General features: G+C 57.3%; 22 protein-coding genes, 1 tRNA gene and 1 pseudogene. 15 read left to right on the top strand and 9 right to left on the bottom strand.

Annotated features, from left to right (window positions below; genetic code table 11):
* Positions 1–18: 18 nt before the first annotated feature.
* The 9 genes and pseudogenes from EMQ_RS09700 to EMQ_RS09660 all read left to right on the top strand — a co-directional run bounded on the left by EMQ_RS09700 (position 19) and on the right by EMQ_RS09660 (position 6,634).
* On the top strand, positions 19–558 hold the full coding sequence (locus EMQ_RS09700) for a hypothetical protein (protein ID WP_018308083.1): 540 nt from the start codon (positions 19–21) through the stop codon (positions 556–558).
* 227 nt (positions 559–785) lie between these two features.
* Positions 786–2,186, top strand: coding sequence for a glycosyltransferase (locus EMQ_RS09695; protein WP_010668771.1), 1,401 nt, complete (start codon positions 786–788; stop codon positions 2,184–2,186).
* Between the two features lie 56 nt (positions 2,187–2,242).
* Positions 2,243–2,614, top strand: coding sequence for a lipopolysaccharide assembly protein LapA domain-containing protein (locus EMQ_RS09690; RefSeq protein ID WP_010668770.1), 372 nt, complete (start codon positions 2,243–2,245; stop codon positions 2,612–2,614).
* A 3-nt stretch (positions 2,615–2,617) separates the two neighbouring features.
* The gene (pyrF, locus tag EMQ_RS09685; protein ID WP_010668769.1) at positions 2,618–3,325 is read left to right on the top strand and encodes an orotidine-5'-phosphate decarboxylase; all 708 of its coding nucleotides are present in this window, start codon (positions 2,618–2,620) and stop codon (positions 3,323–3,325) included.
* A gap of 13 nt (positions 3,326–3,338) precedes the next feature.
* Positions 3,339–3,974 (top strand): phosphoribosylanthranilate isomerase, encoded by a 636-nt coding sequence (locus EMQ_RS09680; protein WP_010668768.1) that lies wholly within the window; start codon positions 3,339–3,341, stop codon positions 3,972–3,974.
* 57 nt (positions 3,975–4,031) lie between these two features.
* Positions 4,032–4,122 (top strand) — tRNA-Ser (locus tag EMQ_RS09675).
* A 262-nt stretch (positions 4,123–4,384) separates the two neighbouring features.
* The gene (locus EMQ_RS09670; RefSeq protein ID WP_010666947.1) at positions 4,385–4,660 is read left to right on the top strand and encodes an integrase arm-type DNA-binding domain-containing protein; all 276 of its coding nucleotides are present in this window, start codon (positions 4,385–4,387) and stop codon (positions 4,658–4,660) included.
* 77 nt (positions 4,661–4,737) lie between these two features.
* Positions 4,738–4,975, top strand: a pseudogene (locus EMQ_RS09665) (DUF2840 domain-containing protein); the annotation flags it as partial.
* Between the two features lie 324 nt (positions 4,976–5,299).
* On the top strand, positions 5,300–6,634 hold the full coding sequence (locus EMQ_RS09660) for an NAD(P)/FAD-dependent oxidoreductase (protein ID WP_010666945.1): 1,335 nt from the start codon (positions 5,300–5,302) through the stop codon (positions 6,632–6,634).
* A 98-nt stretch (positions 6,635–6,732) separates the two neighbouring features.
* On the opposite strand, the gene EMQ_RS09655 is transcribed toward EMQ_RS09660, so the two are convergent.
* The 7 genes from EMQ_RS09655 to EMQ_RS09625 form a co-directional block, all read right to left on the bottom strand.
* Entirely contained in the window at positions 6,733–7,989 is a 1,257-nt protein-coding gene (locus tag EMQ_RS09655; RefSeq protein ID WP_231368050.1) for an ammonium transporter, read from the bottom strand.
* A gap of 283 nt (positions 7,990–8,272) precedes the next feature.
* Positions 8,273–9,592: a type III glutamate--ammonia ligase gene (gene glnT, locus EMQ_RS09650; RefSeq protein WP_018308087.1), complete on the bottom strand. Its 1,320-nt coding sequence runs from the start codon at positions 9,590–9,592 to the stop codon at positions 8,273–8,275.
* 67 nt (positions 9,593–9,659) lie between these two features.
* Positions 9,660–10,997 (bottom strand): FMN-binding glutamate synthase family protein, encoded by a 1,338-nt coding sequence (locus tag EMQ_RS09645; RefSeq protein WP_010667635.1) that lies wholly within the window; start codon positions 10,995–10,997, stop codon positions 9,660–9,662.
* A 7-nt stretch (positions 10,998–11,004) separates the two neighbouring features.
* Positions 11,005–11,700, bottom strand: coding sequence for a GltB/FmdC/FwdC-like GXGXG domain-containing protein (locus tag EMQ_RS09640; protein WP_010667636.1), 696 nt, complete (start codon positions 11,698–11,700; stop codon positions 11,005–11,007).
* Entirely contained in the window at positions 11,697–12,596 is a 900-nt protein-coding gene (locus EMQ_RS09635; protein WP_010667637.1) for a class II glutamine amidotransferase, read from the bottom strand. The genes EMQ_RS09640 and EMQ_RS09635 overlap by 4 nt, the downstream gene beginning before the upstream one ends.
* Before the next feature lie 107 nt (positions 12,597–12,703).
* Complete coding sequence (locus EMQ_RS09630) at positions 12,704–13,369, bottom strand: helix-turn-helix domain-containing protein (RefSeq protein WP_010667638.1); 666 nt, start codon at positions 13,367–13,369, stop codon at positions 12,704–12,706.
* A 36-nt stretch (positions 13,370–13,405) separates the two neighbouring features.
* On the bottom strand, positions 13,406–14,374 hold the full coding sequence (locus EMQ_RS09625; RefSeq protein ID WP_010667639.1) for a LysR family transcriptional regulator: 969 nt from the start codon (positions 14,372–14,374) through the stop codon (positions 13,406–13,408).
* Between the two features lie 80 nt (positions 14,375–14,454).
* Here EMQ_RS09625 and EMQ_RS09620 point away from each other — a divergent pair, with 80 nt between their 5' ends.
* The 6 genes from EMQ_RS09620 to folD are packed head-to-tail and all read left to right on the top strand — an operon-like array spanning position 14,455 to position 21,397.
* Entirely contained in the window at positions 14,455–15,714 is a 1,260-nt protein-coding gene (locus tag EMQ_RS09620) for a sarcosine oxidase subunit beta family protein (protein ID WP_010667640.1), read from the top strand.
* 7 nt (positions 15,715–15,721) lie between these two features.
* The gene (locus EMQ_RS09615) at positions 15,722–16,021 is read left to right on the top strand and encodes a sarcosine oxidase subunit delta (protein ID WP_010667641.1); all 300 of its coding nucleotides are present in this window, start codon (positions 15,722–15,724) and stop codon (positions 16,019–16,021) included.
* Complete coding sequence (locus EMQ_RS09610) at positions 16,018–19,023, top strand: sarcosine oxidase subunit alpha family protein (protein ID WP_018308088.1); 3,006 nt, start codon at positions 16,018–16,020, stop codon at positions 19,021–19,023. The genes EMQ_RS09615 and EMQ_RS09610 overlap by 4 nt, the downstream gene beginning before the upstream one ends.
* Positions 19,016–19,609: a sarcosine oxidase subunit gamma gene (locus EMQ_RS09605; protein WP_010667958.1), complete on the top strand. Its 594-nt coding sequence runs from the start codon at positions 19,016–19,018 to the stop codon at positions 19,607–19,609. The genes EMQ_RS09610 and EMQ_RS09605 overlap by 8 nt, the downstream gene beginning before the upstream one ends.
* Entirely contained in the window at positions 19,606–20,484 is an 879-nt protein-coding gene (gene purU / locus EMQ_RS09600; protein ID WP_018308089.1) for a formyltetrahydrofolate deformylase, read from the top strand. Before EMQ_RS09605 ends, purU begins: the two co-directional genes overlap by 4 nt.
* A gap of 22 nt (positions 20,485–20,506) precedes the next feature.
* Positions 20,507–21,397, top strand: a complete 891-nt coding sequence (gene folD / locus EMQ_RS09595) for a bifunctional methylenetetrahydrofolate dehydrogenase/methenyltetrahydrofolate cyclohydrolase FolD (RefSeq protein ID WP_018308090.1) — start codon at positions 20,507–20,509, stop codon at positions 21,395–21,397.
* 176 nt (positions 21,398–21,573) lie between these two features.
* Here the strand turns inward: folD and EMQ_RS17065 are convergent, their stop codons facing one another.
* The gene (locus tag EMQ_RS17065) at positions 21,574–22,602 is read right to left on the bottom strand and encodes a helix-turn-helix transcriptional regulator (RefSeq protein WP_196800547.1); all 1,029 of its coding nucleotides are present in this window, start codon (positions 22,600–22,602) and stop codon (positions 21,574–21,576) included.
* A 48-nt stretch (positions 22,603–22,650) separates the two neighbouring features.
* Positions 22,651–24,864, bottom strand: coding sequence for an ethanolamine ammonia-lyase subunit EutB (gene eutB, locus EMQ_RS09585; protein WP_132012104.1), 2,214 nt, complete (start codon positions 24,862–24,864; stop codon positions 22,651–22,653).
* Positions 24,865–24,875 lie beyond the last annotated feature (11 nt).

Below are 24,875 nucleotides of genomic sequence, written 5' to 3'. Positions count from 1 at the left end.
CTTATTTCAGGAGATTTCATGTCCAGTCTTTCCCGTCGCTCACTGCTTCGTGCAGGGCTCCTCGCCAGTGGTGCAGGCGCCATGGCCTCTCTGACCGCCTGCACGGTCACGTCTTCCGGCGGCGACACGACCTACAGTGTCAACGTTACCAAGATTCTCTCCATCATCAGCAGTATTGAATCCGGTCTGACCCAGATGGTGAACTCCACCACGGTCAGCAGTGTCATCGGGACGGACAACACAGCGAAAATCACCGCCGCCATCACTAAGGTCAGCACTGTCACGGCCGAGGTCGCTGCTGCGGCTGCCTCCTCAGTGACCTTGACTGTCGCCAAAAACTGGATTGCGACAGCCGAAAGCGCCGCCTCGGCCGCCATAACCATCCTCCAGGCATTCCAGTCGCAGCTTCCGACTTCGGTCAACACCATGGTTCAGGCTGTAGCCACCCTTCTGCCAGCGCTTGAGGCACTCATCAGCAGTGTGTCCGCGACAGTGAAGACGGCTCTTTCTCCGGCAGAAGCCCAGACCATCATCGCGCGTGGTCTTCAGGCCAGCTGAGCCGGTTCAATGTTTTACCCGTTCAGATGAAATCGTCTGAACGGGTGGATGAACCCTGTGCACAGCCACCGGGAGCCTGAAAAACCAGTGGCGGTGAAAAGATTTCAACTGCTGCGTCATCGCCGGTTTCTGTCGGTTCAGAACGACGGGTCCGGTTGAGGGGCTCTGGTATCGTCGCAATCGGTCCAGTATCAGTTTCCTGCCAGAAGCCGGAAACACCCCTGACGATGCCAGTCTCGCCACTTTCTTCAGAGCCCTTGTCCGGACATGTCTGGTTCGATGTCGAGGATCTGTTCGAATATGGCCGCACCAATACACGCCCCAGCGGCATCCAGCGGGTTGCTTTCGAAATCCAGCGCGCCATGCGCAGCCTGCCCGACAGGCGGAAACGGGTCGGTTTTCTGAGACACAGTCTGGATGGGCGTCGGTTTGTCATTGTGCCGGACGAAGAGGTGAAGGCGCTTTACGAACGCCTTACCGCATCGTCCGGACACAGTGCCGGACAGATCCGTCACAGCAGCTCCAGAGAAAATCCGGCTCCTTCCCTCCTCAGGCGGATTGCCTTGCGGCTTCCCGTCGCCGTGCGTGTGCCGTTGGGACAGTTTGCCGCCCACCAGAGCGCAGCCGTGCGAGACCTCCCTGCGCTGATCCGGGGAGGGATTTCCATCTTTAGACAGGTCAGACGGCAGAGCGACATCCGGGCGCGACAACCCTTCCAACCGGCTGCGCACGATATCATTCTGGCGCTGGGCGCACCGTGGGCGCATCCCGATTATGGGGCACTCATCAATCATTATCGCCACCATTACGGCGTAAAGTTCGGTCTGCTGGTGCATGACATCATTCCGCTGCTTTATCCCGAGTGGTGTCCCGCTGGTCTGCCGCGTGTTTTCCGACGCTGGCTGACCTCCACCCTGCCGGCGTGCGATCAGGTGTTTTCAGTCTCGCAAACCACCCGGAATGATATTGAACAACAGTTTCCCACTGTGATCGCTCGTCCGATCCGGATGGGCACCATCAAACCCGGCAAACCGAAAACAGATGACGCGCCGCCTGTCATGAGCCGTCCTTATGTTCTGTCGGTAGGGACGCTCGAGGTCCGCAAGAATCATGTGCTTCTCTTCCGCCTCTGGCGACGGCTGCTGAGTGAGCACAGGCCGGAGGACATTCCTCATCTGGTGCTTGTCGGCTCGCCGGGATGGCTGGCGGAAGACCTGATGGGGCAACTCAGAAATAGCAATTTTCTGGACGGGCACATCACGCTCATTCTGCGCCCTTCCGATGCGCAACTCGATACGCTCTACCGGAACGCATTGTTTACGATCGTGTCGTCCTTTTACGAAGGCTGGGGCCTGCCGGTGTCGGAAAGTCTGATACGCGGCAAGGTCTGTCTGGCCTCCGATCGCGGGGCGCTGGTGGAAGCAGGGCAGGGGCTGACCGGGCATTTTGATCCGGACAATCTCAATGATGCTCTGGAAAAGATCAGACCACTTCTGTTCGAGGCCAATACGCTTGCGGAGATGACAAAGCGGGTTGAGGCAGGTTTCAGGGAAACCCCGTGGACCTTCGCAGCGCAGGACATGCTTCAGACCTTCAGTGCGTCACAACAAAAGACGCCTCTGTCATAAAAGTAAAAAGCACGGCTTTTCTTGCTCCCGGCAGCGGCTGAGGCTACGAATGCTTCATGATTCGTCTTATCCTTCTTGTCCCCTTTCTTCTGGCTCTGATCCTGTTTGCCGCGAGCAATCAGGAGCCCTCACAGATGTGGTTCCTGACCTACAGCTGGTCCTCCTCCGTGGGTGTGCTGGCCGTTCTGACTGCTTTTGTCGGCCTTCTGCTCGGCGCGTTTGGCGTATGGGTCAGTGAACTGGGGCAGCGCCGTCGGGCCAGAAAGGCCGAGGCTCGCAACAAGGAGCTGGAAGCCACCGTCGCCAGCCAGACGGCGGAGCTTGAGCGTTTGCAGACGCAGGCGCGTCTCGCAGCGACTGCCAACGCAGTCCCGCCGACCACGACGACGATCACACCGCTTACACCTCCATCCCCTTCGGCGGTCTGAGGCATGGCACAGCGTCGCACACGGCTTATCGCCGCTCTTGATACGCGTGATCCTGCACAGGCCGAGACATGGGCTGCTGCCGTCTCTCCTCATGCGGACGCCATCAAGCTGGGTCTGGAATTTGCCTACGCCGCCGGTTTCGATGCTGTCGAACGAGTCGCAGCGGGGCGTGATCTGTTTCTTGATCTGAAACTGCACGACATCCCGAACACGGTGGGAGCTGCTATCGGCAGCCTGAGTCGCATCCGACCAGCCATGCTGACCATCCACGCAGGTGGTGGCAGCGTGATGGTCGCAGCCGCCCGCAAGGCCTGCGATGACAGCTTCCCCAAAGACCAGAAGCCGATCCTGCTGGCGGTCACGGTTCTGACCAGCCTCGACGATCACGGTCTTGCCGAGATGGGCATAAAGGATGGCGCAAAGGCGCAGGTTCTCCGTCTGGCCGAACTGGCGCTTCGCAATGGCGCGGACGGGCTGGTCTGTTCCGCGCATGAACTGGCGGCGTTACGGGCAGAATTCGGCGATAAACCGGTGCTGGTGACACCTGGCATTCGGCCGCATGGCACAGCAGCAGGCGACCAGAAGCGCGTGATGTCGCCGACTGAGGCGCGGACGGCTGGGGCTGACTGGATTGTTGTCGGGCGTCCGATCACCGGGGCCGTAGACCCGGCCACAGCTGCGGCCGCCATTGCGGCAGAACTCTCGGCATAAGGTTCCTCCGCGCATGAGTGTTGGCGTCAAGATCTGTGGGCTGACGGAAGAGCGCGGGCTGGATGCCTGTCTGGAATACGGGGCGGACTGGATCGGCCTGAACTTCTTCGCGAAGTCACCCCGTTACGTCACGCCGGTGCGGGCCGCTGAGCTTGCACGGCGGACCAGTGGCACAGGTTCAGTCTGTGTCGGGCTGTTTGTCGAACCCACGGACGCCGAGGTTACGGAGGTGCTCGATGCCGTGCCGCTCGACGTGCTCCAGCTTTATACCTCGCCAGAGAGGGCGCTCTTGCTTGCCCAGACGTTCGGCAAGGAGGTCTGGCTGTCCTGTCCTGTGTCCAGTCGTGCGGATCTGCCGGTCCAGTGTGGCGTCCAGCGTCTGGTCATCGAATCCCGCGCGCCCAAGGACGCCAGCCGTCCAGGAGGGAATGGTCTGACCTTGCCGTGGGACGTGACGGCAGGATGGACCGCACCAGCACCGTGGATTCTTGCGGGTGGACTGACGCCAGGGAATGTCGGGCAGGCTGTTCGCATGAGTGACGCACCCGCAGTGGATGTGGCGTCCGGTGTGGAAAGCGCGCCGGGAATCAAGGATCCGACAGCCGTGAAGCTGTTCATTGAGCGGGCTCGGTCAGCCCGGATCGCCTGAAACGCATTTTCCCCCTTGAGTCTCCGGCAGATGCTGGTATGAAACGCTCCCAGCGCTGGAGAGATGGCCGAGCGGCTTAAGGCGCACGCTTGGAAAGCGTGTGTGCGTTAATAGCGTACCGAGGGTTCGAATCCCTCTCTCTCCGCCATTTGATATATCCCATGACAATCCATAGCGCTTATTTCGCAGAACCACTGGCGGTTTTCTGCTGTTTATGCGCTTTATGACGCTCTTTGATGTTCCTTCAAGCTCAAGCATTGTGGGGGTAGATATGGGGGTATCGATGCTGACGGATGTTCAGTTGCGTTGCCTCACGCCACGCAAGAAACCATACAGGCTTTCGAATACAGGTGAGCTGTTTATTTTCGTGCAGACCAGTGGTTCGCGATTATGACGCATGAAATATTGTTTTGGCGGGAAGAAAAAAACTGCTCGCCTTTGCCTTTGGTGCCTATCCAGAAGTGACCCTGGCTGCCGCACGTGAGGCGCGTGATCAGGACCGTGCCGAAATTCGGGCTGGGCGTGATCCATCGTTGACGCGTCGCCAGCGTCAGGTCGAAGCAAAACGTGTCGATAAACAACTTCGCCATGTCGGTGAAAAATGGCTGGAGGCGCAATCCGCACGTTGGACAACGCGAACGCAGCCCGTGGAAGATGTAAGCACAAGTCTGGAGCGTCTTGCCTGACCAGATCTTGGTCATATTGATCTGGATGGCATCACGTCTCCAATGGTGCTCGAGACCATCAAGAAGATTGAAGCCCGTCGCGCATCGACATCCTGCGCGCCGTTACACCGGGAGAACCTTGCCAGACTGTGCCCTTTGTCCGTCCGGGCGGTGAAATTCTGCTGCGGGTCGCAGGCAAGCCGAAGGTCAAGCAGGTGCTCCGCCATATCGACGGAGTGGAAGAGGCTGGTATCGGCCTGCGCGGTTGCGCCCGATCACTGGCGGCGGCATGTCAGCAACAGGCTGAACTCAAGTGAAGCATTCGCTCTACAATGACGTATCTACCATCAGCATCAGTCATTCGCGCGTGCGGTATTCCACTACCACCAGCACCCGAACCACCATCCATTCTTCAGCGTATCCAAGACGAGGGTAAGGCTCCAGTAATGGTTCGGCGCGTCAGTCGTGATGGTACGACAAGATAAAGATGGAAAAGCGAGCTTAACACATAGTGGAACATGACAGTCAGCGAGAAACCTGATGTTGCGGCATACAGGGGTGTCAGGACTATTGATATGACAGTCAGGGATACGTATATTTTCTCATCAGGAAAAATATTTTCCTTAAAACGGAATCACTGCTGTCGCGGGAATCAGTAAAGTGCAAAAAAACGTGACCACGCTGGCGGACCTGGCACAGGGGCATGTTAGCGACCTTGTCGTGGAGCCTTACTGGTGGCGATTGATGTCAACGGAGACTGCGGGGCCGGAACAGCTTCCTGAAAAAACCGACGTGGCCATTGTCGGGTCAGGTTTCACGGGACTGTCGGCGGCATTGACGCTTGTGCGCGAAGGTCGCTCCGTGACTGTTCTCGAGGCAGGGCGTCTGGGCTTTGGTGCTTCCACACGCAATGGCGGTCAGGTCGGATCAGGTAACCAGAAATTCAGGGTGGCGACGCTCATTGAAATGATGGGCGTTCAAAAAGCGGAGGCCATGCTGCGTGAGGGCGTCGCGATGCTTGATCATATGGATGCGCTTGTTCACGAACTGAAGATTGAGTGTTTTTTTGTACGCTGCGGGCGGTTTCGTGGCGCTGTCAAGCCTGCGCATTATGAAGCCATGGCCCGGGATATGGAAGATTTGCGACGGCATGCGCAGGTCGAGTCCTTTATGGTTCCCAGATCTGAACAGCACAGGGAAATCGATACCGATTATTTCTTTGGTGGCGCGGTGCTGCCGCAGGATGCTTCATTGCATCCCGGTCTCTATCACGCAGGATTATCGGATGCGACTGTAAAAGCAGGTGCGCAGCTCATCGGTGAAACACCAGTAAGTGCCGTGCAACCCGAAGCGGACGGGTTCAGCGTTCATACGGATCGGGGAACAGTGTGGGCACGCGATGTCATTATTGCGACCAACGGATATCGTCAGGATTTCAATGTGTTCTGTCGCAAGCGGATCGTGCCTGTGACATCCTCCCTGATTGCCACAGCGCCCATGCACAGAGAGCGGCTGGAGGCACTCTTTCCGTCGGGACGTGTCTACGGTAATTCCGCCCGTGTTTTTTCTTATTTCCGGAAGGCGCCCGATGAGCCGCGCATCATCTGGGGCGGACGTGTGGGAAGAAACGCGGGGGAAATGGAGCCCGGGGCCTATGCGCATCTTGCGAGTGATATGCTCAAGGTGTTTCCACAGATTGCGGATGTAGGTGTCACGCACGCCTGGTCGGGGCGCATCGGTTATACATTTGATGAATTTCCGCATCTTGGTCGTACGCCAGATGGTATTCATTATGCGATGGGGTATTGCGGAACAGGGGTGTCTCGCTCCACGTGGTTCGGGCGAAAGATCGCTCTGCAACTCATGGGAAAGTCTAAAGGATTTTCAGAATTTACCGGATTGCGGTTTCCATCACATTCCTTTCAGGCATTTGCACCGATGGCTGTTCCGTTTTTCGAACAGTGGTATCGGGTGAAGGACGCATTAGAAAAATAATCGGATAAAGCAGTGATAATCTGAAACTTATTTTATGGAAATGAAGCGGAAAAGGCCACATCACAGGATGTGGCCCTTGTCATATTGCCTCTGTCAGATCAGACGTGCAGGGTTTCCCCGTGTTCTGCGAGGTCAAGCCCTTCAAGTTCGACATCGGGTTCAACACGTAGCCCCATGGTCTTGTCGAGAATGAAGAGCAGACCGCCTGTTACCGCCATTGTGTACAGAGCCACAAGCAGGGTGTCCTGACTCTGGACGATGACCTGTTTCCAGTTACCGTAAAGCAGGCCGTCTTTGCCTTCTCCGCCAATGGCCGAGGAAGCGAAGATTCCGGTCAGGATGGCGCCAAGACCACCTCCGACACCATGAATGCCCCAGACATCCAGTGCGTCGTCATATCCGAAGCGATGCTTCAGTCCGTTCACGGCCCACAGACAGACCACGCCACCGATTGCGCCCATGATCATGGCGCCCGTGGGTGTGACAAAGCCACAGCCGGGCGTGATGATCACGAGCCCTGCAATGGCTCCCGAAATAGCTCCGAGAAGGCTCGGTTTGCCGTGCAGTTTCCATTCGGCCAGAACCCACGCCACGAGCGCGGCGGAGGCGGCGATCTGGCTGTTGAGAAGCGCCATGCCGGCCGTTGCGTTGGCGCCCAGAGCGGAGCCGCCATTGAAGCCAAACCAGCCACCCCAGAGGAGACAGCCACCCAGCACAGTAAGAACCATGTTGCTTGGAGCCATGCTGTTGATGCCGTCGGATTTACGACGTCCCAGCATGATGGCGGCGATCAGGGCAGAGGAGCCGCTTGTGACATGAACGACAAGACCGCCCGCAAAATCCAGAGCGCCAGTGGAAGCAAGGAAACCATCAGGTCCCCACGCCATATGGCCGACCGGACAGTAGATCAGGATGGCCCAGAGAGCCATGAAGACCATGGCAGTGGAGAATTTAAAGCGTTCGACCGTAGCGCCAAGTACGATGACAGGCGTGATGGCGATGAAGGTCAACTCGAACATGGCGAACACTATTTCCGGCAGATTTGGAATGCCGGGCAGGAAGGATGTGAGAGTCACGCCCTGCATGAACGCTTTGTCAAAACCACCAATGAAGGGAGTGCCTGCGGTAAAGATCAGGCTGTAGCCGCAGATAAACCAGATCAGACTGATGATTGCGCCAGCGGTGATACCCTGCATGCACATGCTCAGTACGTTTTTCTTGCGAATCATGCCGCCATAAAAAAGGCAGATACCGGGGAAGAGCATGAAAAAAACAAAAATTGTCGAGCTGAGAATCCAGGCCATGTCACCAGCACTGAAAGCCGGTTCCGTATCAGCCGCGAACGCCGCTGGCATGAGAAGGAATGAACAGGACAGAAAAAACACGAAAGATCGTAAGGGCATGGCGCGTCTGTGGTCCTATGTCTGGAAGGAATAAGACGTGACATCCTGATGCATGAAATGCTCAGGAGCTGAGGGAACTGCATTATTGTTCACGAGAAATGAGAAGCCCCATGACTCATGAAAGGCTTCTCAATTCGTGCACGGAACATTCCTTATCTGCAACAATAAAAATACAGGACAGGAAAGAAAGTGCAGCTTCAGGTGAGATGTTTCGTGGTAGAGTTTGAAAGAATGATCAGCAGTCGAGAGTTGAAATGCGTTCCCATTCCGACAGATGGCCACAATGAGCATTCCATTCGGCGGTTTTCAGCTTGAGATAAGGATCAACAAGACCATCATCCAGCATGGCGCGCAGTGCTGTTGACTTGTCGAGAGCCCTCATAGCGTCAAGAAGGTTCAAAGGCAGACGTTTGGCGTCCTTGACCTTGTGACCGTCCGTATACATGTTGATGTCGAGTGATTTTCCCGGATCACGCCTGTTTTCAATTCCATCCAGTCCGGCGGCAAGGAGAGACGCCTGAAGTAGGTAAGGATTGGCGGCGCCATCGGGAAGACGCATTTCGAAACGTCCGCCACCGGGCACGCGGATCATGTGAGTGCGATTATCACCCGAGTAGGTGACGGTGTTGGGGGACCAGGTGCTTCCGGAAACGGTACGCGGCGCATTGATACGCTTGTAGGAATTTACAACGGGATTGAGAATTGCACACAGTGCGTCGGCGTTGTGGATCAATCCGCCAACGAAATTATATCCACTCTCGGAAATTTCCAGGGGATCCTGCGGATCGTAACAGATATTTTTCCCATCTTTCCACAGAGAAATATGAGCGTGGCAGCCATTTCCGGTTAGATGCATGAATGGTTTCGGCATGAAGGTTGCACGCAATCCATGCTTTTCGGCGATAGCGCGCGCCATAAATTTGAAGAAGACATGTCGATCCGCAGTAACCAGAGCGTCCGCATACTTCCAGTTCATCTCGAACTGGCCGTTGGCGTCTTCATGATCGTTCTGATAAGGCTCCCAGCCCAACTGCTGCATGGCGTCACACAGCTCTGCAATAATGTCATAACGACGCATGAGTGCGGAGGCGTCATAACAGGGTTTGTTTGAGGCGTCGTGTTCGTCCGCTACCTGCTCCCCGTCCGGGGTAATCAGGAAGAATTCACATTCGACGCCTGTTTTTACTTCAATCCCATGTTTTGCGGCACGGGCGACAAGACGCTTGAGCGTATTGCGAGGCGCCTGAATAACGGATTCTCCGTGCATCATCAGATCGGAGGCCAGCCAGGCCACTTCCGGTTTCCATGGCAACTGTATCAGGGAACTGGGATCGGCCATCGCGATAAGATCCGGATCGGCCGGAGACATATCAAACGAGGCTGCAAAACCTGCGAAACCGGCGCCATTTTTCTGTGTGCTGGTGATAGCTGAAGCCGGAACGAGTTTGGCTCGTTGTGATCCTAACAGATCAATAAACGAAATAAGAAAATAACGGATATTCTTTTCACGGGCAATTTCCGCAAGATTATCCGCGTTCTGCTGACTGTTGGTCATGGGGGTAGTCCATTTCTTCTGACGGCCCCACATTGACGGCTGCGGGGCGCATATGTGTGAAAACTCCTCAGAAACCCGCTTTGCCGGGATACCAGTTGGTTCCTGCGAGCGGTAACTGCGTCATGGCGGCAGCTTCCATATTGAGGGCAACGAGATCTTCCGGTTCCAGATTATGCAGATGACTTTTGCCGCAGGCACGCGCGATGGTCTGGGCCTCCATCGTCATCACGGACAGATAGTTCGCGATACGACGGCCGCCGAGGATCGGATCAAGGCGTTTGGCCAATTCGGGATCCTGTGTCGTGATTCCTGCCGGATCACGACCATCCTGCCAGTCATCATAGGTTCCAGGTTTTGCCCCAAGTTTTGCATATTCCGCAGCCAGATCAGGACTTTGGTCTCCCAGTGCGATCAGCGCCGCCGTGCCGATGGCCACGGCGTCGGCGCCCAGTGCGAGCGCCTTGGCTACGTCGGCTCCGGTGCGGATGCCGCCCGAGACGATAAGCTGCACTTTCCGGTGCATCCCCAGATCCTGAAGAGCCTGTACGGCCGGACGGATGGCGGCCAGAATAGGCAGCCCGACATGCTCAATGAAGACTTCCTGCGTGGCGGCTGTTCCGCCCTGCATGCCATCGAGCACAACGACGTCTGCACCGGATTTCACGGCAAGGGAAATGTCGTAATAGGGGCGGCTGGCACCGACCTTGACGTAAATCGGCTTTTCCCAGTTGGTGATTTCCCGGATTTCCTCGATCTTGATCTCAAGATCATCCGGGCCGGTCCAGTCGGGGTGGCGGCAGGCCGAGCGCTGGTCAATGCCTTCGGGAAGGTCACGCATCTTTGCAACACGCGCCGAGATTTTCTGACCGAGCAGCATGCCGCCACCGCCCGGTTTCGCGCCCTGTCCGACGACGATTTCAATCGCGTCCGCCTTGCGGAGATCGTCAGGGTTCATGCCGTAACGGGATGGAAGATATTGGTAGACCAGTGTCGAGGAGTGACCACGTTCTTCCGGCGTCATGCCGCCATCACCGGTCGTGGTGGAAGTGCCGACAGCACTGGCGCCCCGTCCCAGCGCTTCCTTGGCCTGAGCGGAAAGCGCACCGAAAGACATTCCGGCAATGGTGACAGGTGTCTTGAGGTGGATCGGTTTCTTTGCAAAACGCGTTCCAAGGACAACATCTGTTCCACAACGCTCGCGATAGCCTTCCAGCGGATAACGCGACATGGACGCGCCAAGAAACAGCAGATCGTCAAAATGAGGCAGCTTGCGTTTGGTGCCACCACCACGAATGTCATAGATGCCGGTCGCGGCCGCACGCTGAATCTGGGAGATGGTGAATTCGTCGAATGTTGCCGAATACCTTGGGAAAGTCTTCGTCACGTCATGATGATTTTCGGTCATGGCTGCCTCAGTATGCGGATGCGTTATCAACGCGGAAATGGTACAGTTTGCGAGCCGAACCATAATGGCGGAATTCATCTGCCTTGATGTCGGTGATGCCACCTTTTGAAAGCAGGCCGGTGAGGATTTGGAGGTCTTCGGGAGTCATTTCCTTTTCCTCGCAGTCTGCACCAAGACCTTTCACTGTTCCTCTGACAAAGATCCGGGTTTCATACAGAGAGTCGCCGAGTGCTTCACCAGCGTCGCCGCACACGACCAGATTTCCGCTCTGGGCCATGAAGGCGCTCATGTGGCCCACGGAACCGCGCACGATGATGTCAGCGCCTTTCATGGAAATGCCACAGCGCGCACCGGCGTCTCCGTCGATCACCAGAAGACCACCATGTGCGGTGGCGCCTGCGCTGGAGCTGGCGTTGCCTTTGACATGCACGCTGCCGCTCATCATGTTTTCGGCGACACCCTGTCCGGCGTTGCCATTGATCACGACGTTCGCACGCTGATTCATGCCAGCTGCGTAGTAACCAGCATGGCCGTCGATGGTGACGGAAACGGGATTCGTCAGTCCGACCGCCAATGAATGGCGGCCTGCGGGGTTATGAATTTCCCATGCGCCTTCGGCACCTTCCTGTTGGAGGGTGCTGTTGAGTTCGCGCAGGGTCGATGTATTGAGATCAAAGACTTGGGTATTGCGAGCACCGCTCATGCTGCATGCTCCCAATGATAAACGCGCTGGGGCTCAGGCTCGAAGACCTTGGCGTTCTCAATGCCGGGCAGATCAGCGAAGGCGCGATATTCCGAGGCAAAAGCCACGTAATCGTCCGTTTCGGCCATGACGGCCGGCTTGCAGGCGACAGGATCACGCAGGACCGCAAAACCTTCACGGGTTCCAACAACGAAGGTGTAGAAACCGTCAAGCTCTTTCAGGGAGGATTCAAGAGCCTGATCGAGCTTGTCGCCCTGCGAGAGACGCCATGAGAGATAGCCTGCGGCAACCTCAGAGTCGTTTTCCGTCTCGAAGGTCAGACCTTCATTGACGAGGCGACGACGAAGCGTATTGTGGTTGGAGAGCGAGCCATTATGCACAAGGCACTGGTCCGGTCCGGTGGAGAAGGGATGCGCTCCCGCGATGGTGACAGCGGATTCCGTCGCCATGCGGGTATGACCGATGGCGTGCGTGCCCTGCATTTTTTCAAGATCGAAGCGGGCCGCCACCTCTTCCGGAAGGCCGACGCCTTTGTAGAGTTCGATGCTTTCACCGCTTGAAGCAAAATGCACGCCATGCCCAAATCCGTTGACGAAGGCGCGGATGGCGGGCTCCAGATCGGAAGCATAGGTCAGGACGACGTGATCCTGATGCTTGGCGACATTGGCGCTGCCTCCAGCAGCTTTGAGAAAACCGGCTTCGAAGTCGCCGATATTGTCCGCTGAAATGCCACGGACAGTCATCTTGCGCTGACCTGAGGCCGACGAACCATAGACGGCAAAACCGGCGCTGTCCGGTCCGCGTTCTGTCATGGTCTTGAGCATGAGGGACGTCAGGCGTCCCAGTTCGGGCTGAAGAGCCGGATTTTTAATGAATAGACCGACGATGCCACACATCGTGAAAACCTCCGAAGAGTGTTTGATGATGGCGATCCTAAACAGAACGGGTACGAAACTGTCAACTTAAAAGAATAAAGTTTTCTTCTAAGGAAAGTGTGCCTATGTCAGTCGGTATGTCGTGAATAAGTAATAATTGAAAGATAGCTTATTGATCCGGTGAGAAATTTCTCAGGACCATGGGGAGCCTGACTGTCGAACATCAGCGTATCGCCCGGACCCATTTCGTAGGTCTGGTCGCCATGTCGATAGATCAGGCGGCCGGTCAGTATGTAGATCACCTCGATTCCATCGTGACGAAAACTGACGTAGGGCTCAGCGCCTTCATGCAGGCTGATAAGATACGGCTCCACCACAACCGGGCCGCTGAGCAGGTGTCCCAGCAGATTGTACTGATGACCCGCCTTCGTGCCGCGTCGTTCGATTGTCACGCCTTGGCCGGATCGCACAAAAGAACAGTCGCGCTGTTCCTCCGCCGTGGCGAACAACTGGCTCAGCGAGATGTTCAGGGCATGGGAAACAGACTGGAGCGTGGCGAGGGATGGAGATATCTGGCCGTTCTCGATCTTGGAGAGCATCCCGAGAGAAATGCCTGCCGCATTGGCCAGTTCGGTGCCTGTCAGATCCGCCTTACGCCGTTTTTCCCTGATCTGCGCCCCCAGTGATTCCTCAAGCGTAAGTTCGCGCGCCGGGGTGGCGGAAGACCCTGTGGCAAGGTCATCGGTCTGGGTGACTGCTGTCTTCCGTTGAGAGGTCCGGCGAGGCGTTGCCATTAAACTCTGTTCTCCAGCGACATGGATCTATCGATCTCAGGATAGAATCCGTATCTGATCGCTGAATTCAGGGAAGAGAGCAACAAGATCCCTCATCATTCCCGTGTGCAGGCGCTCCCGTAAATAGAGCATCAGATCAAGCGGAAGGCGTCCGAACTCGCGACGTCGTCCGACAAGCGTCAGATGGCGGTGGAAAGATCCGACCGGCAAGGGGTGGCAGACCATGCCGGAACTGGCGCGGAAGCCGACTTCATAAAGGCAGAGAGGGGTGGTGATGGCGACGCCTCCGGCCCGACACGCAGAAAAAACCCCATAAGGAAGATCGTATTCCTGCTGAAAGGGCACATCTATCCGTAGCCGACGCAGATAGCGCTCCACTTCCAAACCGGTCCGTGACCGCTGTGAAAAACGGATGAAGGGATGATTGAGCAGGAGCGCACGCATGTCGTCCGTTGTTTTTGGTGGGGCCACATTGTCCGGACACAGCAGGAGATAGGGCTCCTCGATCAGCGGCCAGCGCTCCAGACCAGCGACATCTTCCATTTCATCGACTCCGATCACGAGATCGATCTGGCGTGTGAGAAGAGACGTACCGTGAGATTCGGTCAGCCCTGCATGCACAACGAGACGACCGACCCGTTCATACATGAATTCCGAAAGATGGGGTAAAATGGCCCGTGAGAGTGAATCCACCACGCCAAGCCTCAACTGAGGGACGCGACCATGCTTCATTTCCTGAATGCCAACCGCGATATGGCGCATTTCGGCAAGAAGTCCGGTTGCATTCTGACGTAGGACTGCCCCTGTGGCGGTCAGGGCGAGCGGGCGCACATTGCGATCGAACAGTCTGGTGCCGAGACGGGTTTCCAGTTCTGAAATGGTTTGGGAAATGGCTGGCTGTGTCACGGACAATGCCCGGGCGGCCGCTGCCATGCTGCCATTTTCACAGACAGCGAGGAAAACGTTCAGCGAGGAAAGATCGAAAGGCAGATCTCTGAGAGCCATGACCTATTATAAGAAAAAATTATTCTGTCACAAGCCATATCGTTTTCTAAACGATATGAAGCACAGAGCGTGGAACGATCATGCAGACCAACCGTTACTCCCTGTTCTCCCTGTTGTGGGAAGCGTGCCGTGGGAACACAGGCTGGAAGCCCGCATGGCGCAAGGCTGAACCGTCTGGTCCGTATGATTTCATCATTGTCGGCGGTGGCGGTCACGGGCTGGCGACGGCGTATTACCTTGCAAAACGCTATGACGGTAAACGGATTGCTGTCGTGGAGAAAGGCTGGATCGGCGGCGGCAACGTCGGTCGCAACACCACAATCGTGCGTTCCAATTATCTGCTGCACGGCAACGAGCCTTTCTACGAATGTTCAATGAAGCTCTGGGAAGGTCTGGAGCAGGACATCAATTACAACGCCATGGTCAGTCAGCGCGGCGTGCTGAATCTTTTCCATAACGACGCACAGAGGGCGGCCTATATCCGTCGCGGCAATTCCATGATTCTGCATGGCGCGGACGCCGTGTTGCTGGATGCGGAAGGCGTGCGTGAAAAAGTTCCTTTCCTGAACTTCAACGATGCGCGGTTTCCTATCAAGGGTGGCCTGCTTCAGCCTCGTGGCGGCACGGTGCGTCATGACGCTGTGGCATGGGGTTACGCGCGGGCAGCGGATCGTCTTGGCGTGGACATCATTGAAAACTGCGAGATGACGGGACTTCGCATCGAGCAGGGCAGGGCTGTCGGCATCGAGACGACAAAAGGCTTTATTACCGCAGGAAAGATCGGTCTGGCCTGCGCAGGAAATTCTTCGCGTGTCGCTGCGATGGCGGGACTGAGGCTGCCGATCGAGAGTCACGTGTTGCAGGCGTTTGTCAGTGAGGGCCTCAAGCCTTTCATCGACTGTGTCGTCACGTTTGGCGCCGGGCATTTCTATATCAGCCAGTCTGACAAGGGCGGTCTAGTCTTTGGTGGCGATATTGACGGCTACAACTCCTACGCCCAGCGCGGCAATCTTCCCGTGATCGAGGATGTCTGCGAAGGCGGCATGGCTCTGATGCCCCGGATCGGTCGCGTCAGGCTGCTGCGTCACTGGGGCGGACTCATGGATATGTCGATGGACGGAAGCCCGATCATTGATCATACGCCGGTTGATGGCCTCTATCTGAATGCTGGATGGTGTTACGGCGGCTTCAAGGCCACGCCCGCCTCTGGGCTCTGCTTCGCTCACCTTCTGGCGCGGGATGAACCGCATCCTGTCGCAACGGCATATCGTCTGGATCGCTTTGCACGCGGTGCCGTGATTGATGAAAAAGGCATGGGCGCGCAGCCCAACCTGCATTGAGGTTCCTATGCGTCTGACCTGTCCTTTCTGTGGCTCCCGTGGCCTTGAAGAATTCACCTACAAGGGTGACGCGTCTGTTCGACGACCGGCTGCCGACGCCAGCGAACAGGCCTGGGTGGACTATGTCTATCTGCGTGACAATCCCTGCGGGCGTCATCAGGAGTTATGGTATCACGGTGCTGGGTGTCGTTCCTGGCTTGTGGTGACACGTGATACGCGCACCCATGAGATTTTCGATGTCCGCAATGCGCGTGATGTGGCTTTGGCAGAGCGCCAGACTGACACAAGTCAGGGAGAGATCGCATGAGTGCTGCTCCCGTACAGACCTTTCGCGTCAGAAACGGCAACGGTGTCGATACCGGTCGAACCCTGCATTTTTCTTTTGACGGCAAAACCTACACCGGCCATCCCGGCGATACGCTCGCCTCCGCGCTGTTGGCGCATGGGGTGCGTCTTTTCGGTCGTTCCTTCAAATATCACCGTCCACGCGGCCTGCTGTCGGCAGGGCCGGAAGAGCCGAACGCTCTTGTCGAACTTCGTGACGGGGTAAGACGGGAACCTAACAGCCGCGCTACGGTCGTCGAACTGTTCGACGGTCTGAATGCCTCCAGCCAGAATCGCTGGCCCAGCCTTTCCTTCGACGCTCTGGGTATGAATGGCCTGTTCTCATCCGTGCTCGGAGCCGGGTTCTACTACAAGACCTTCATGTGGCCGGCGTCCTTCTGGGAAAAACTGTACGAGCCCATGATCCGCCGGGCGGCCGGACTGGGGCGGGCTGCAGACGAGGCTGATCCAGATCTTTATGAAAAAGCCACGGCATTTTGCGATGTGCTTGTGGTTGGCTCCGGTCCCGCCGGACTTGCGGCGGCGCTGGCTGCGGGTCGTTCCGGCGCACGCGTGATCCTGTGTGAGCAGGATGCGTTGCTGGGAGGGCGTCTGCGAGATGAAAGCGCGACACTTGATGGTAAGGCCGGTTGGCAGTGGGCGGAGCAGGTTCGTCAGGAACTTGCCGGTATACCGGAAGTCCTGGTGATGACGCGAACATGCGTTTTTGGCACCTACGACGGCGGCACCTATGGCGCGTTGGAGCGGGTGGCGGATCATGTGGCGTTCCCGAAAGAAGGACAGCCGCGTCAGCGACTATGGCGGATCGTTGCCCGTGAATGCGTGATGGCAACGGGCGCGATCGAACGTCCCGTGGTTTTCCCGAACAATGATCGGCCTGGCGTCATGCTGGCGGGGGCCGTGCGCACCTATCTCAACCGCTTCGGCGTAACGCCGGGACGGAAAGCTGTTGTCTATACCTGCAATGATGATGGCCTGCGTACGGCGCTGGATCTCCGCCGGGCAGGCGTGGCCATTGCTGCCATTGTGGATTCCCGTCCTGCGGGCGTGGGCGAGGGTGCTCAGGTGGCCAGCCGATGTGGCGCGGCTTTCTTCCCCGGTGGTGCCATAGCCGACTGTTACGGACATTCCGGTGTAAAGGCCGTCCTTGTGCGGGATGCGTCCGGCAAGACCCGATCCATTGCGTGCGATCTCGTCGCCATGTCGGGGGGCTGGTCGCCGAATGTGGCGCTGGCCACGCATCAGGGAAATCGGCCTGTCTGGCATGACGATCTGTGTGCGTTTCTGCCCTCCACTTTCCCGCCAGGTATGGTTGCCGCAGGGGCAGCCGCCGGTGTGTTCGACATGGCGGAAGCGCTTCATAACGGTGCCGTCGCCGGACAGCGGGCCGCTGTAGCCTGTGACTTTGAAGCGACGTTGCCGGTGCTGCCGAAGGCCGAGCCGACACGCTACGCCATCCGGGCGCTGTTCCACGCGCTCAAGGGAGTGTCATCCTCGAAAAAGGCCAAGGCGTTCGTCGATTTTCAGAACGATGTCACCGCCAAGGATGTCGCGCTGGCGGCACGGGAAGGGTTTGTCTCGGTCGAGCATCTCAAGCGTTACACGACTCTTGGCATGGCGACGGATCAGGGCAAGACGTCCAATATCAACGCTCTGGCGCTCCTTGCTGAAATTACGGAACGCACCATTCCGCAGACGGGAACGACCCTGATCCGACCACCGGTTCAGCCTGTCGCCGTCGGGGCATTGGCCGGTCCACATCGGGGAACGCATTTCAAGCCAACCCGTCTGCCGCCGACGCATCAGTGGGCGGAAGAGCAGGGGGCGGTGTTCACCGCGAATGGTCTGTGGCTGCGTGCGCAGTGGTTCCCGCGTTCCGGTGAAAAGGACTGGCTGGAAACGGTCAGCCGTGAAGTGCGTACGGTGCGTGAGGCCGTTGGTTTCTGCGACGTCACCACGCTGGGTAAAATCGACATTCAGGGACCGGATGCTGCGGAGTTTCTCAATCGTATCTACGTCAATGCGTGGCTGAAACTCGCTGTCGGACGTGTCCGCTATGGGCTGATGCTGCGTGAGGACGGATTCGCCTATGATGACGGCACCACGGCCCGTCTGGGTGAAAACCACTATGTGATGACGACCACGACCGCGAATGCGGGCGCAGTCATGGCTCATCTGGAGTTCTGTCATCAGTGGTTGTGGCCGGAGCTTGATGTGCAGTTCATCTCGGTGACGGATGAATGGGCGCAGATTGCCGTGGCCGGGCCAAAGTCGCGTGCCGTTCTGGAAAAGATTGTCGATGCGCCGTTCGATCTTTCCAACGAAGCCTTCCCCTACATGGCTGCGGCGGAACTGACGGTCTGCGGTGGCGTGACCGCCCGCCTGTTTCGCCTCTCCTTCTCGGGTGAACTGGCTTACGAACTGGCCGTGCCTGCCCGCTATGGCGATGCGCTGGCGAGACTGCTTATGAAGGCGGGTGAGCCGTTCGGGATTGCGCCTTATGGCACGGAAGCGCTTGGCGTGCTCCGTATCGAGAAAGGACATCCCGCTGGTGCGGAGCTGAACGGTCAGACCACGGCGCATGATCTCGGCATGGGACGTCTGCTGTCCACGAAGAAAGATTTTATCGGCAGCCGGATGGCGCAGCGGCCCGCGCTGACGGACCCCGCCCGTCCCACACTGGTCGGCGTTCAGCCGGTCAACCCTGAGGACATGCTGGTCGCAGGCTCGCATTTCCTGCCACAGGGAGCACCCGCCACGGCGGCCTCGGATCAGGGATGGCTGTCTTCGGTCGCATGGTCACCCTGTGTCGGATCGTGGATTGGTCTGGGTTTTCTGAGCAATGGTGCTGCCCGTAAGGGCGAGATCGTGTCGGTTCATAATCTGCTGGCAGGCACGGTTATTGCAGCCCGCGTCGTCGATCCGGTGTTTGTCGATCCCAAAGGAGAGCGTCTCCATGGCTGATCAATTGTTTCCTGTTCCGCCTGTAAAATACGGCTCCTTACAAGTGGGCGGCATGACGCTCGAGCAGTCCCCGTTCGCCGAGATTGTCAGCCTGGGCGCTTTTTCGGGCGCGAGGCGGGATGAACTCGTCAACAGAATTCACGAGGTGTTCGGAGTCATTCTTCCTGAACATCCTCGTGCAGTGCTTGCGGCGGATGGTCGATGCACCTTTCTCTGGAACGGGCCCAGTCAGTGGCTGGCCGTCGCGATGGAGGACACGGGCTTGCTGTCCCACCTTGGTGAAGTCTGTGGCGATGCCTGTGCGCTGACATCGCAAAGCGACAGTCGCGCCATCCTGAAACTGTCCGGTCCGGACAGCCGGAACGTAGCGTCACGGCTTGTGCCGGTTGATCTGCACCCGAGAGTGTTCGGCAAGGACCATGTCGCCTCCACGCTGGCCGGGCATATTCCGGTCATCATGTGGCAGACAGATGATGAGCCAACTTACCTTTTCCTCGTCTTCCGGAGCCTCGCTGCAAGCCTGTTCCATGATTTCTCTGTCGCCCTGAACGGTTTTTCTTCTTCAGAAACGGATTCCTGTGTATGACAACGCTCTCTCCTGACGCCAAAGGCTATATCCTGACGTTGAGCTGCCCGAACCGTCCGGGCATCGTGGCCGCCCTGAGCCAGACCCTGTTCGAAGCTGGGGCGAATATCACCGAAGCGCAGCAGTTCGATGATACCGGCAGCGGCAGCTTCTTCATGCGGATCATGTTCGATATCGTGAAAGGTGGCCGCACGGAGGCCGATCTTCGCGGGATTGTCGAGACGCTGACGAGCCAGTTTCAGATGAAATATCGGCTCAACTGTCAGTCCTATCGTCCCAAGGTCATGATCCTTGTGTCGAAATTCGATCACTGCCTTGTGGACCTTCTGTATCGCTGGCGCATTGGTGAGCTTCAGATCGATCCTGTCGGGATCATCGCCAACCACCCTGAAGAGACCTACCGGGATGTCGATTTCTACGGCATTCCCTTCCATTATCTGCCGATCACGAAAGACACAAAGACCGAACAGGAAGCGCGTATTTTCTCGCTCGTTCAGGAGAGTCAGACGGAACTCGTCGTGCTGGCGCGCTATATGCAGATACTGTCCAATGACATGGCAGCCGCCTTCTCGGGACGCTGCATCAACATCCATCACTCGTTCCTGCCGGGCTTCAAGGGCGCGCGGCCCTATCATCAGGCATGGAACCGGGGCGTAAAACTGATTGGCGCCACAGCGCATTACGTGACCAGCGATCTTGATGAAGGTCCGATCATTGAGCAGGATGTGGAGCGCATCTCGCACGCTGACAGCCCGGAAGATCTGATCCGCAAGGGGCGTGATATCGAGCGTCGGGTTCTGTCACGGGCCGTGCGCTATCACATTGAGATGCGGACGATCCTCAATGGAAATAAAACCATCGTGTTCAATTCCTGACGGATACGGAGAAAGCCCTGTTATGGTGTCAGATGCCAAGTTGATTGATGGCAAGGCCTTCGCTCGCAGATTGCGTCACGACATTCGTGATCAGGCGCAGGGATTACATGCGCGGCATGGCGTGCTGCCCACACTGGCAGTGGTGATGGTGGGAGAAGATCCTGCCAGCGCCGTGTATGTTCGCAACAAGGTGCGGGCGACGGAAGAAGCCGGGATGCGCTCGGTGTCGCATCATCTACCAAAAAGCACGACACAGGATGAACTGCTTGATCTGATTGCAGGACTGAACGCCGATCAGTCGGTACATGGTCTTCTTGTGCAGCTTCCGCTTCCTGAGCAGATCGATCGGGACGCTATTCTGGATGCGATAAATCCTGAGAAGGATGTTGACGGGTTTCATATCGTCAATGCAGGCCGTCTGGCGGTCGGTCGACAGGACGGGTTTATTCCATGCACGCCCATGGGATGCATGATGCTGCTGCGTTCCGTCGTACCGAACCTGGCTGGTTTACATGCCGTGGTCATTGGTTGTTCGAACATTGTGGGACGTCCCATGGCGCGTCTGCTTCAGCAGGCTGGTTGCACCGTGACGGTCACGCATCTGAAAACGCGTGATGTCGCCGCGGAAACGCGTCGGGCGGACATCATTGTCGTGGCTGCTGGTCACGCGGGGCTTGTGCGGGGAGACTGGGTGAAGGAAGGCGCCATTGTCATTGATGTCGGCATCAACCGCGTGGATACGGTCTCAGGATCACGGCTGGTGGGTGATGTGGCGTTCGATGAAGTGAGCCCGCGTGCGGCGGCGATTACGCCAGTACCAGGCGGTGTTGGTCCGATGACCATTGCCTGTCTTTTGCAAAACACGCTTCAGGCGGCAAGACAGTTCGTGACGGGAGTGATTATGGTTGAGTGAAATCAACTCGGTCAAAAGACACTGTCATGCAGTGGAGAATTTAATGAGTGAATTGATTTCAGAAAATGTCATATGTTTTTGAGGTATCTGTCTGCAATGGCGGGATATTTTTTATAATTTTGTAAAGCCAGGAAAAATACTGCTGGATAAAACGGTTTTTGATCCAGTCTCTTCCTTCAGCTGTTTAGGGAACGGGAAAGATTGATAAGAGCCCGCTCGGAAGTCACGCCGGCCTTGCGGTAAAGGCGGAGTCGGTGGTTTTTGACGGTGCCCTTGCTGATTCCCAGATGCTGCGCGATTTCTCCTGTGCAACGACCCTGTAGGATCAGGTGCAGAAGTTCACGCTCGCGCGGGGTTAGATTCAGAGTCTTGTGAGGCAGATTATCGGATGACGCGGAGGAGTGAACTGGACTGAAAACCAGCAGTTGGCCTCCCGGCGCAAGCATGCAGTCTTCAGGAAGCGTCACAAGGCGTAGGATAAATCGTTCCGGCTCCATGTGACAGGTTTGACCGACCGTGCCCAGAAGTTTGTAAATGGCGTGGAGCAGGATAGGACCGTGCTGTTTCTCGGCTTCCTGCCAGGCGGCATTGCCGTACAGACGGTTACCGTGCCGGTCGAGCACCAGTGAACCACATGTCGAACTGCTGTCTTCACGAATGTCGCTGGTGCTGAAGTGGCGAAGAGTCTGCGCGACATGAGCGCGGTGGAGGCCGTTGAAAAGCGGCTGGACAAGGTGGGCGAGGTGCAGCTCGTCACTTGTGAAAAGATTTTCTCCTTTCTGGAGAAAAAGCATCACACAGGCATTGTTCTGTACCGGAAGAAGAAGTCCGAGTTCATCGGAAAACTCATGTTTTTTCTGAAAGATTCTGGTGTATTCATCAGGCTTTATGGATGAATCAAGGGTGGAAAGAGTGACGGCCGAGGCCTGTGTCTGGCGGCGCCACAGATGCCAGAAAGGGTCAAAGCACCGGAAAGTGGAATTATAATCGGTCGTCGCGCTGGATGCGACATCATTGGTGTGAAGGACGTTCGGCAGGACGCCTGGCGCATAGGCGATGATCCATGCGGCCTGATTGGGAATAAGCGAAGCCAACAGGCCGAGCATCTGTGTATGGAAGTCCGGTTGTCCGATCCGGGCTGCGACATCACCAGTGGCGGCCAGCCATCTTTCAGGAAGCGCTACACATTCTCGAGTGTTTTCCAAGGGTGTTTCCATAACGCCTCCTCCTTTTATCGGCCATCAGAGGATCGATCACGCTTCAGACAGGATGGGTTCGCGTGGTGCCGAAGCCTTCATTGTTTCCAGACGATTGCCAGCGGCGCAAGCCTTCAGGATCCGCACAGCCTTTTCGGCGATTACACTTCCGGCCTCCAGAGGCGGAAGACCACCATCATAGATGTTCGAGATGACGGAATATTCATAGCCCATCTCACTGTTGCCGCTATAGGCGCGCGCTTTCGCAAGCGACTCTTCATCGGCAAGCCGGTAGGCGAAATAGGCCGACATGCTGCGGGAGGCCCGGGCGTCTCCACCCGGTCGCTCTCCAATCAGGCTGATGACGAGTTTTGGCTGGAGCAGTTCACCAACGGCTTCCGCGACCTTGACCCGGCCGAAAGGCAGAAGAATGGGTTGTCCGACAGACAGACCGTGCGCACGCAGACCATCCAGCAATATGGGCAGAAGATCGGGAATGTTGTGATGAATGGCCTCGGCGCTCAGCCCGTCGGAGACGACAACCTGCACGTCCATGCCTTCCGGAGCGAGGCTGGCGATGCATTCTTCATCGAGGTAAGCGCCGATATCGGGATTGCCGAGATGGGTCTGTTTGTCGGATGCGCGGGTTTTCAGTCGCCGGAATGTCAGATCAGGCAGGCGCGCCTCGTCAAGTTCGGCGGCGATGGCCTGCCGCCCTATGGCGAGATTGGCGCGAATCTCGCGGGAGACATGATTGGCAGGTCGTGGGCCGGCGGACTCAAAGCCGTAAGCAGCGGGGATTCGCTCCAAGAGACGGTCAAATTCGGGCTTCGAGCCGCAGAAGATACGGGGATTGCCCCAGTTCGGTCCACGCTCGATTGTGCCGTCTTCCGTCTCCGTGAAGATGCCGCGCGTTTTCGCCCATGCGAGATATTCCGCCGCTGGTCGCGCATTGTGAATTTCACGAAGCGTCTGGTCATCGTGACCGGATGTGTCGAAATAGGCGAGCATGCGATCGACTGTCAGAAACACGTCCATGAAGTAGTTCGCTCCGGCAGCCGCCAACAGTTCGGTGGCGATCTGATGGCCTTCGATCGTGATGTCGGAATGCATGGTGTAACAGGGAGCCATACCCATTGGCAGCCCCATCAGTTTGCCCATGAAGTGATCCTGTAAATTTGAAAGGATCATCTCGACATTATCGAGATGGGTCTCCGGGCCGATGAAGCCGGTCACATTGTTGACCATGAAAGGGTCATACCGGCGGGCGAGGCCGTAACACAGCGCCTCGCAGGTGGTCATGTCCATGCCTTCATGCTTGGCGTAGGTCAGTTCACTGCCCTGTCCCGTTTCGAAATACATGAACTGGCTTGCCGTTTCACGAAGCGGTCCCTGTGTGGCCATCAGATGATAGGCCTCATCGAGAAGATCGACGGTTACATCGAACTCGTCCGTCAGGGTACGTTCGGTGCCTGCCAGACTCTGGAACAGGATTTCCACAGGCGCGCCGTCCTGCAGACTGGCCATCTGGGTTTTCATGTGTGCCAGAACGCAGATCTGGGTCGGCGCTCCGGTCTCACGACGGAGGCGGTCGAGATGGGTCAGCAGCGCCGTCACGTTCTCGACGGTGTCGATGGAGGGATTGATGCCCAGCAGCGCGTCACCCGATCCCATGGAGAGGCCCGTGTAGACAAGCGCGGACACGCAGGAGAGATCGTCGGTCGGATGATTGGGCTGAAGCCGTGAGGACAGGGTGCCCTGCGCACCGACCAGAGTGCGGGCCCGCGCCGAACGCTTGGCCTTGCGCGCCACGAGAATCAGTTCGTGCACATCCATCAGCTTGGCGAGAGCCGCCGCCATCACTCCGGTAAGACCTCGCCCCAGACGGCGCACTTCGGCGGCAGGAGCCCGGAGCAGCAGATCCTTCAGCTCGCCGACTGTCAGCGAGGCGATGGTTTCGAACGCCTCCCGATCAATGTCATAATTCACCCGCATGATGGAATCTATGCGTCCATCGGCGGTGGTGAGTGGGTGGTCATAGATGTGTTGCAGCGTCAGATCGGAGAGGATGGCGCGGGCGGCCTCCCGGGTCATTTCATCCGCCGCAGTCAGGGCGGCCATGCGATCACCGGCCTTGGAGACGTCAGCCGCGCCCAGAAGCGCTTTCAGTCCATGAAAGGTGAAGGCGCGATCCATGAGACTGATTGCGTAGTCCTCATCGGGAAGGGGTGCTGGCACCACAATGTCCGCGAGAGAAGTCAGATGAGCCATGGGAGCATTCT

It is taken from the genome of Acetobacter aceti NBRC 14818 (genome assembly GCF_000193495.2).
GTDB classification, from domain to species: domain Bacteria; phylum Pseudomonadota; class Alphaproteobacteria; order Acetobacterales; family Acetobacteraceae; genus Acetobacter; species Acetobacter aceti.
This window is presented reverse-complemented; position numbering and strand designations above follow the sequence as displayed.

Excerpts from the sequence above, each read along its gene's own strand:
- glnT (WP_018308087.1), bottom strand. The coding sequence starts at position 9,592 with ATGACCAACAGTCAGCAGAACGCGGATAATCTTGCGGAAATTGCCCGT.
- eutB (WP_132012104.1), bottom strand. The coding sequence starts at position 24,864 with ATGGCTCATCTGACTTCTCTCGCGGACATTGTGGTGCCAGCACCCCTT.
- EMQ_RS09640 (WP_010667636.1), bottom strand. The coding sequence starts at position 11,700 with ATGAGCGGTGCTCGCAATACCCAAGTCTTTGATCTCAATACATCGACC.
- EMQ_RS09615 (WP_010667641.1), top strand. The coding sequence starts at position 15,722 with ATGCGTCTGACCTGTCCTTTCTGTGGCTCCCGTGGCCTTGAAGAATTC.
- EMQ_RS09625 (WP_010667639.1), bottom strand. The coding sequence starts at position 14,374 with ATGGCTCTCAGAGATCTGCCTTTCGATCTTTCCTCGCTGAACGTTTTC.
- folD (WP_018308090.1), top strand. The coding sequence starts at position 20,507 with ATGGTGTCAGATGCCAAGTTGATTGATGGCAAGGCCTTCGCTCGCAGA.
- purU (WP_018308089.1), top strand. The coding sequence starts at position 19,606 with ATGACAACGCTCTCTCCTGACGCCAAAGGCTATATCCTGACGTTGAGC.
- EMQ_RS09700 (WP_018308083.1), top strand. The coding sequence starts at position 19 with ATGTCCAGTCTTTCCCGTCGCTCACTGCTTCGTGCAGGGCTCCTCGCC.
- EMQ_RS09695 (WP_010668771.1), top strand. The coding sequence starts at position 786 with ATGCCAGTCTCGCCACTTTCTTCAGAGCCCTTGTCCGGACATGTCTGG.
- EMQ_RS09610 (WP_018308088.1), top strand. The coding sequence starts at position 16,018 with ATGAGTGCTGCTCCCGTACAGACCTTTCGCGTCAGAAACGGCAACGGT.
- EMQ_RS09635 (WP_010667637.1), bottom strand. The coding sequence starts at position 12,596 with ATGTGTGGCATCGTCGGTCTATTCATTAAAAATCCGGCTCTTCAGCCC.
- EMQ_RS09690 (WP_010668770.1), top strand. The coding sequence starts at position 2,243 with ATGATTCGTCTTATCCTTCTTGTCCCCTTTCTTCTGGCTCTGATCCTG.
- EMQ_RS09680 (WP_010668768.1), top strand. The coding sequence starts at position 3,339 with ATGAGTGTTGGCGTCAAGATCTGTGGGCTGACGGAAGAGCGCGGGCTG.
- EMQ_RS09655 (WP_231368050.1), bottom strand. The coding sequence starts at position 7,989 with ATGCCAGCGGCGTTCGCGGCTGATACGGAACCGGCTTTCAGTGCTGGT.
- pyrF (WP_010668769.1), top strand. The coding sequence starts at position 2,618 with ATGGCACAGCGTCGCACACGGCTTATCGCCGCTCTTGATACGCGTGAT.
- EMQ_RS09605 (WP_010667958.1), top strand. The coding sequence starts at position 19,016 with ATGGCTGATCAATTGTTTCCTGTTCCGCCTGTAAAATACGGCTCCTTA.
- EMQ_RS09630 (WP_010667638.1), bottom strand. The coding sequence starts at position 13,369 with ATGGCAACGCCTCGCCGGACCTCTCAACGGAAGACAGCAGTCACCCAG.
- EMQ_RS09620 (WP_010667640.1), top strand. The coding sequence starts at position 14,455 with ATGCAGACCAACCGTTACTCCCTGTTCTCCCTGTTGTGGGAAGCGTGC.
- EMQ_RS09645 (WP_010667635.1), bottom strand. The coding sequence starts at position 10,997 with ATGACCGAAAATCATCATGACGTGACGAAGACTTTCCCAAGGTATTCG.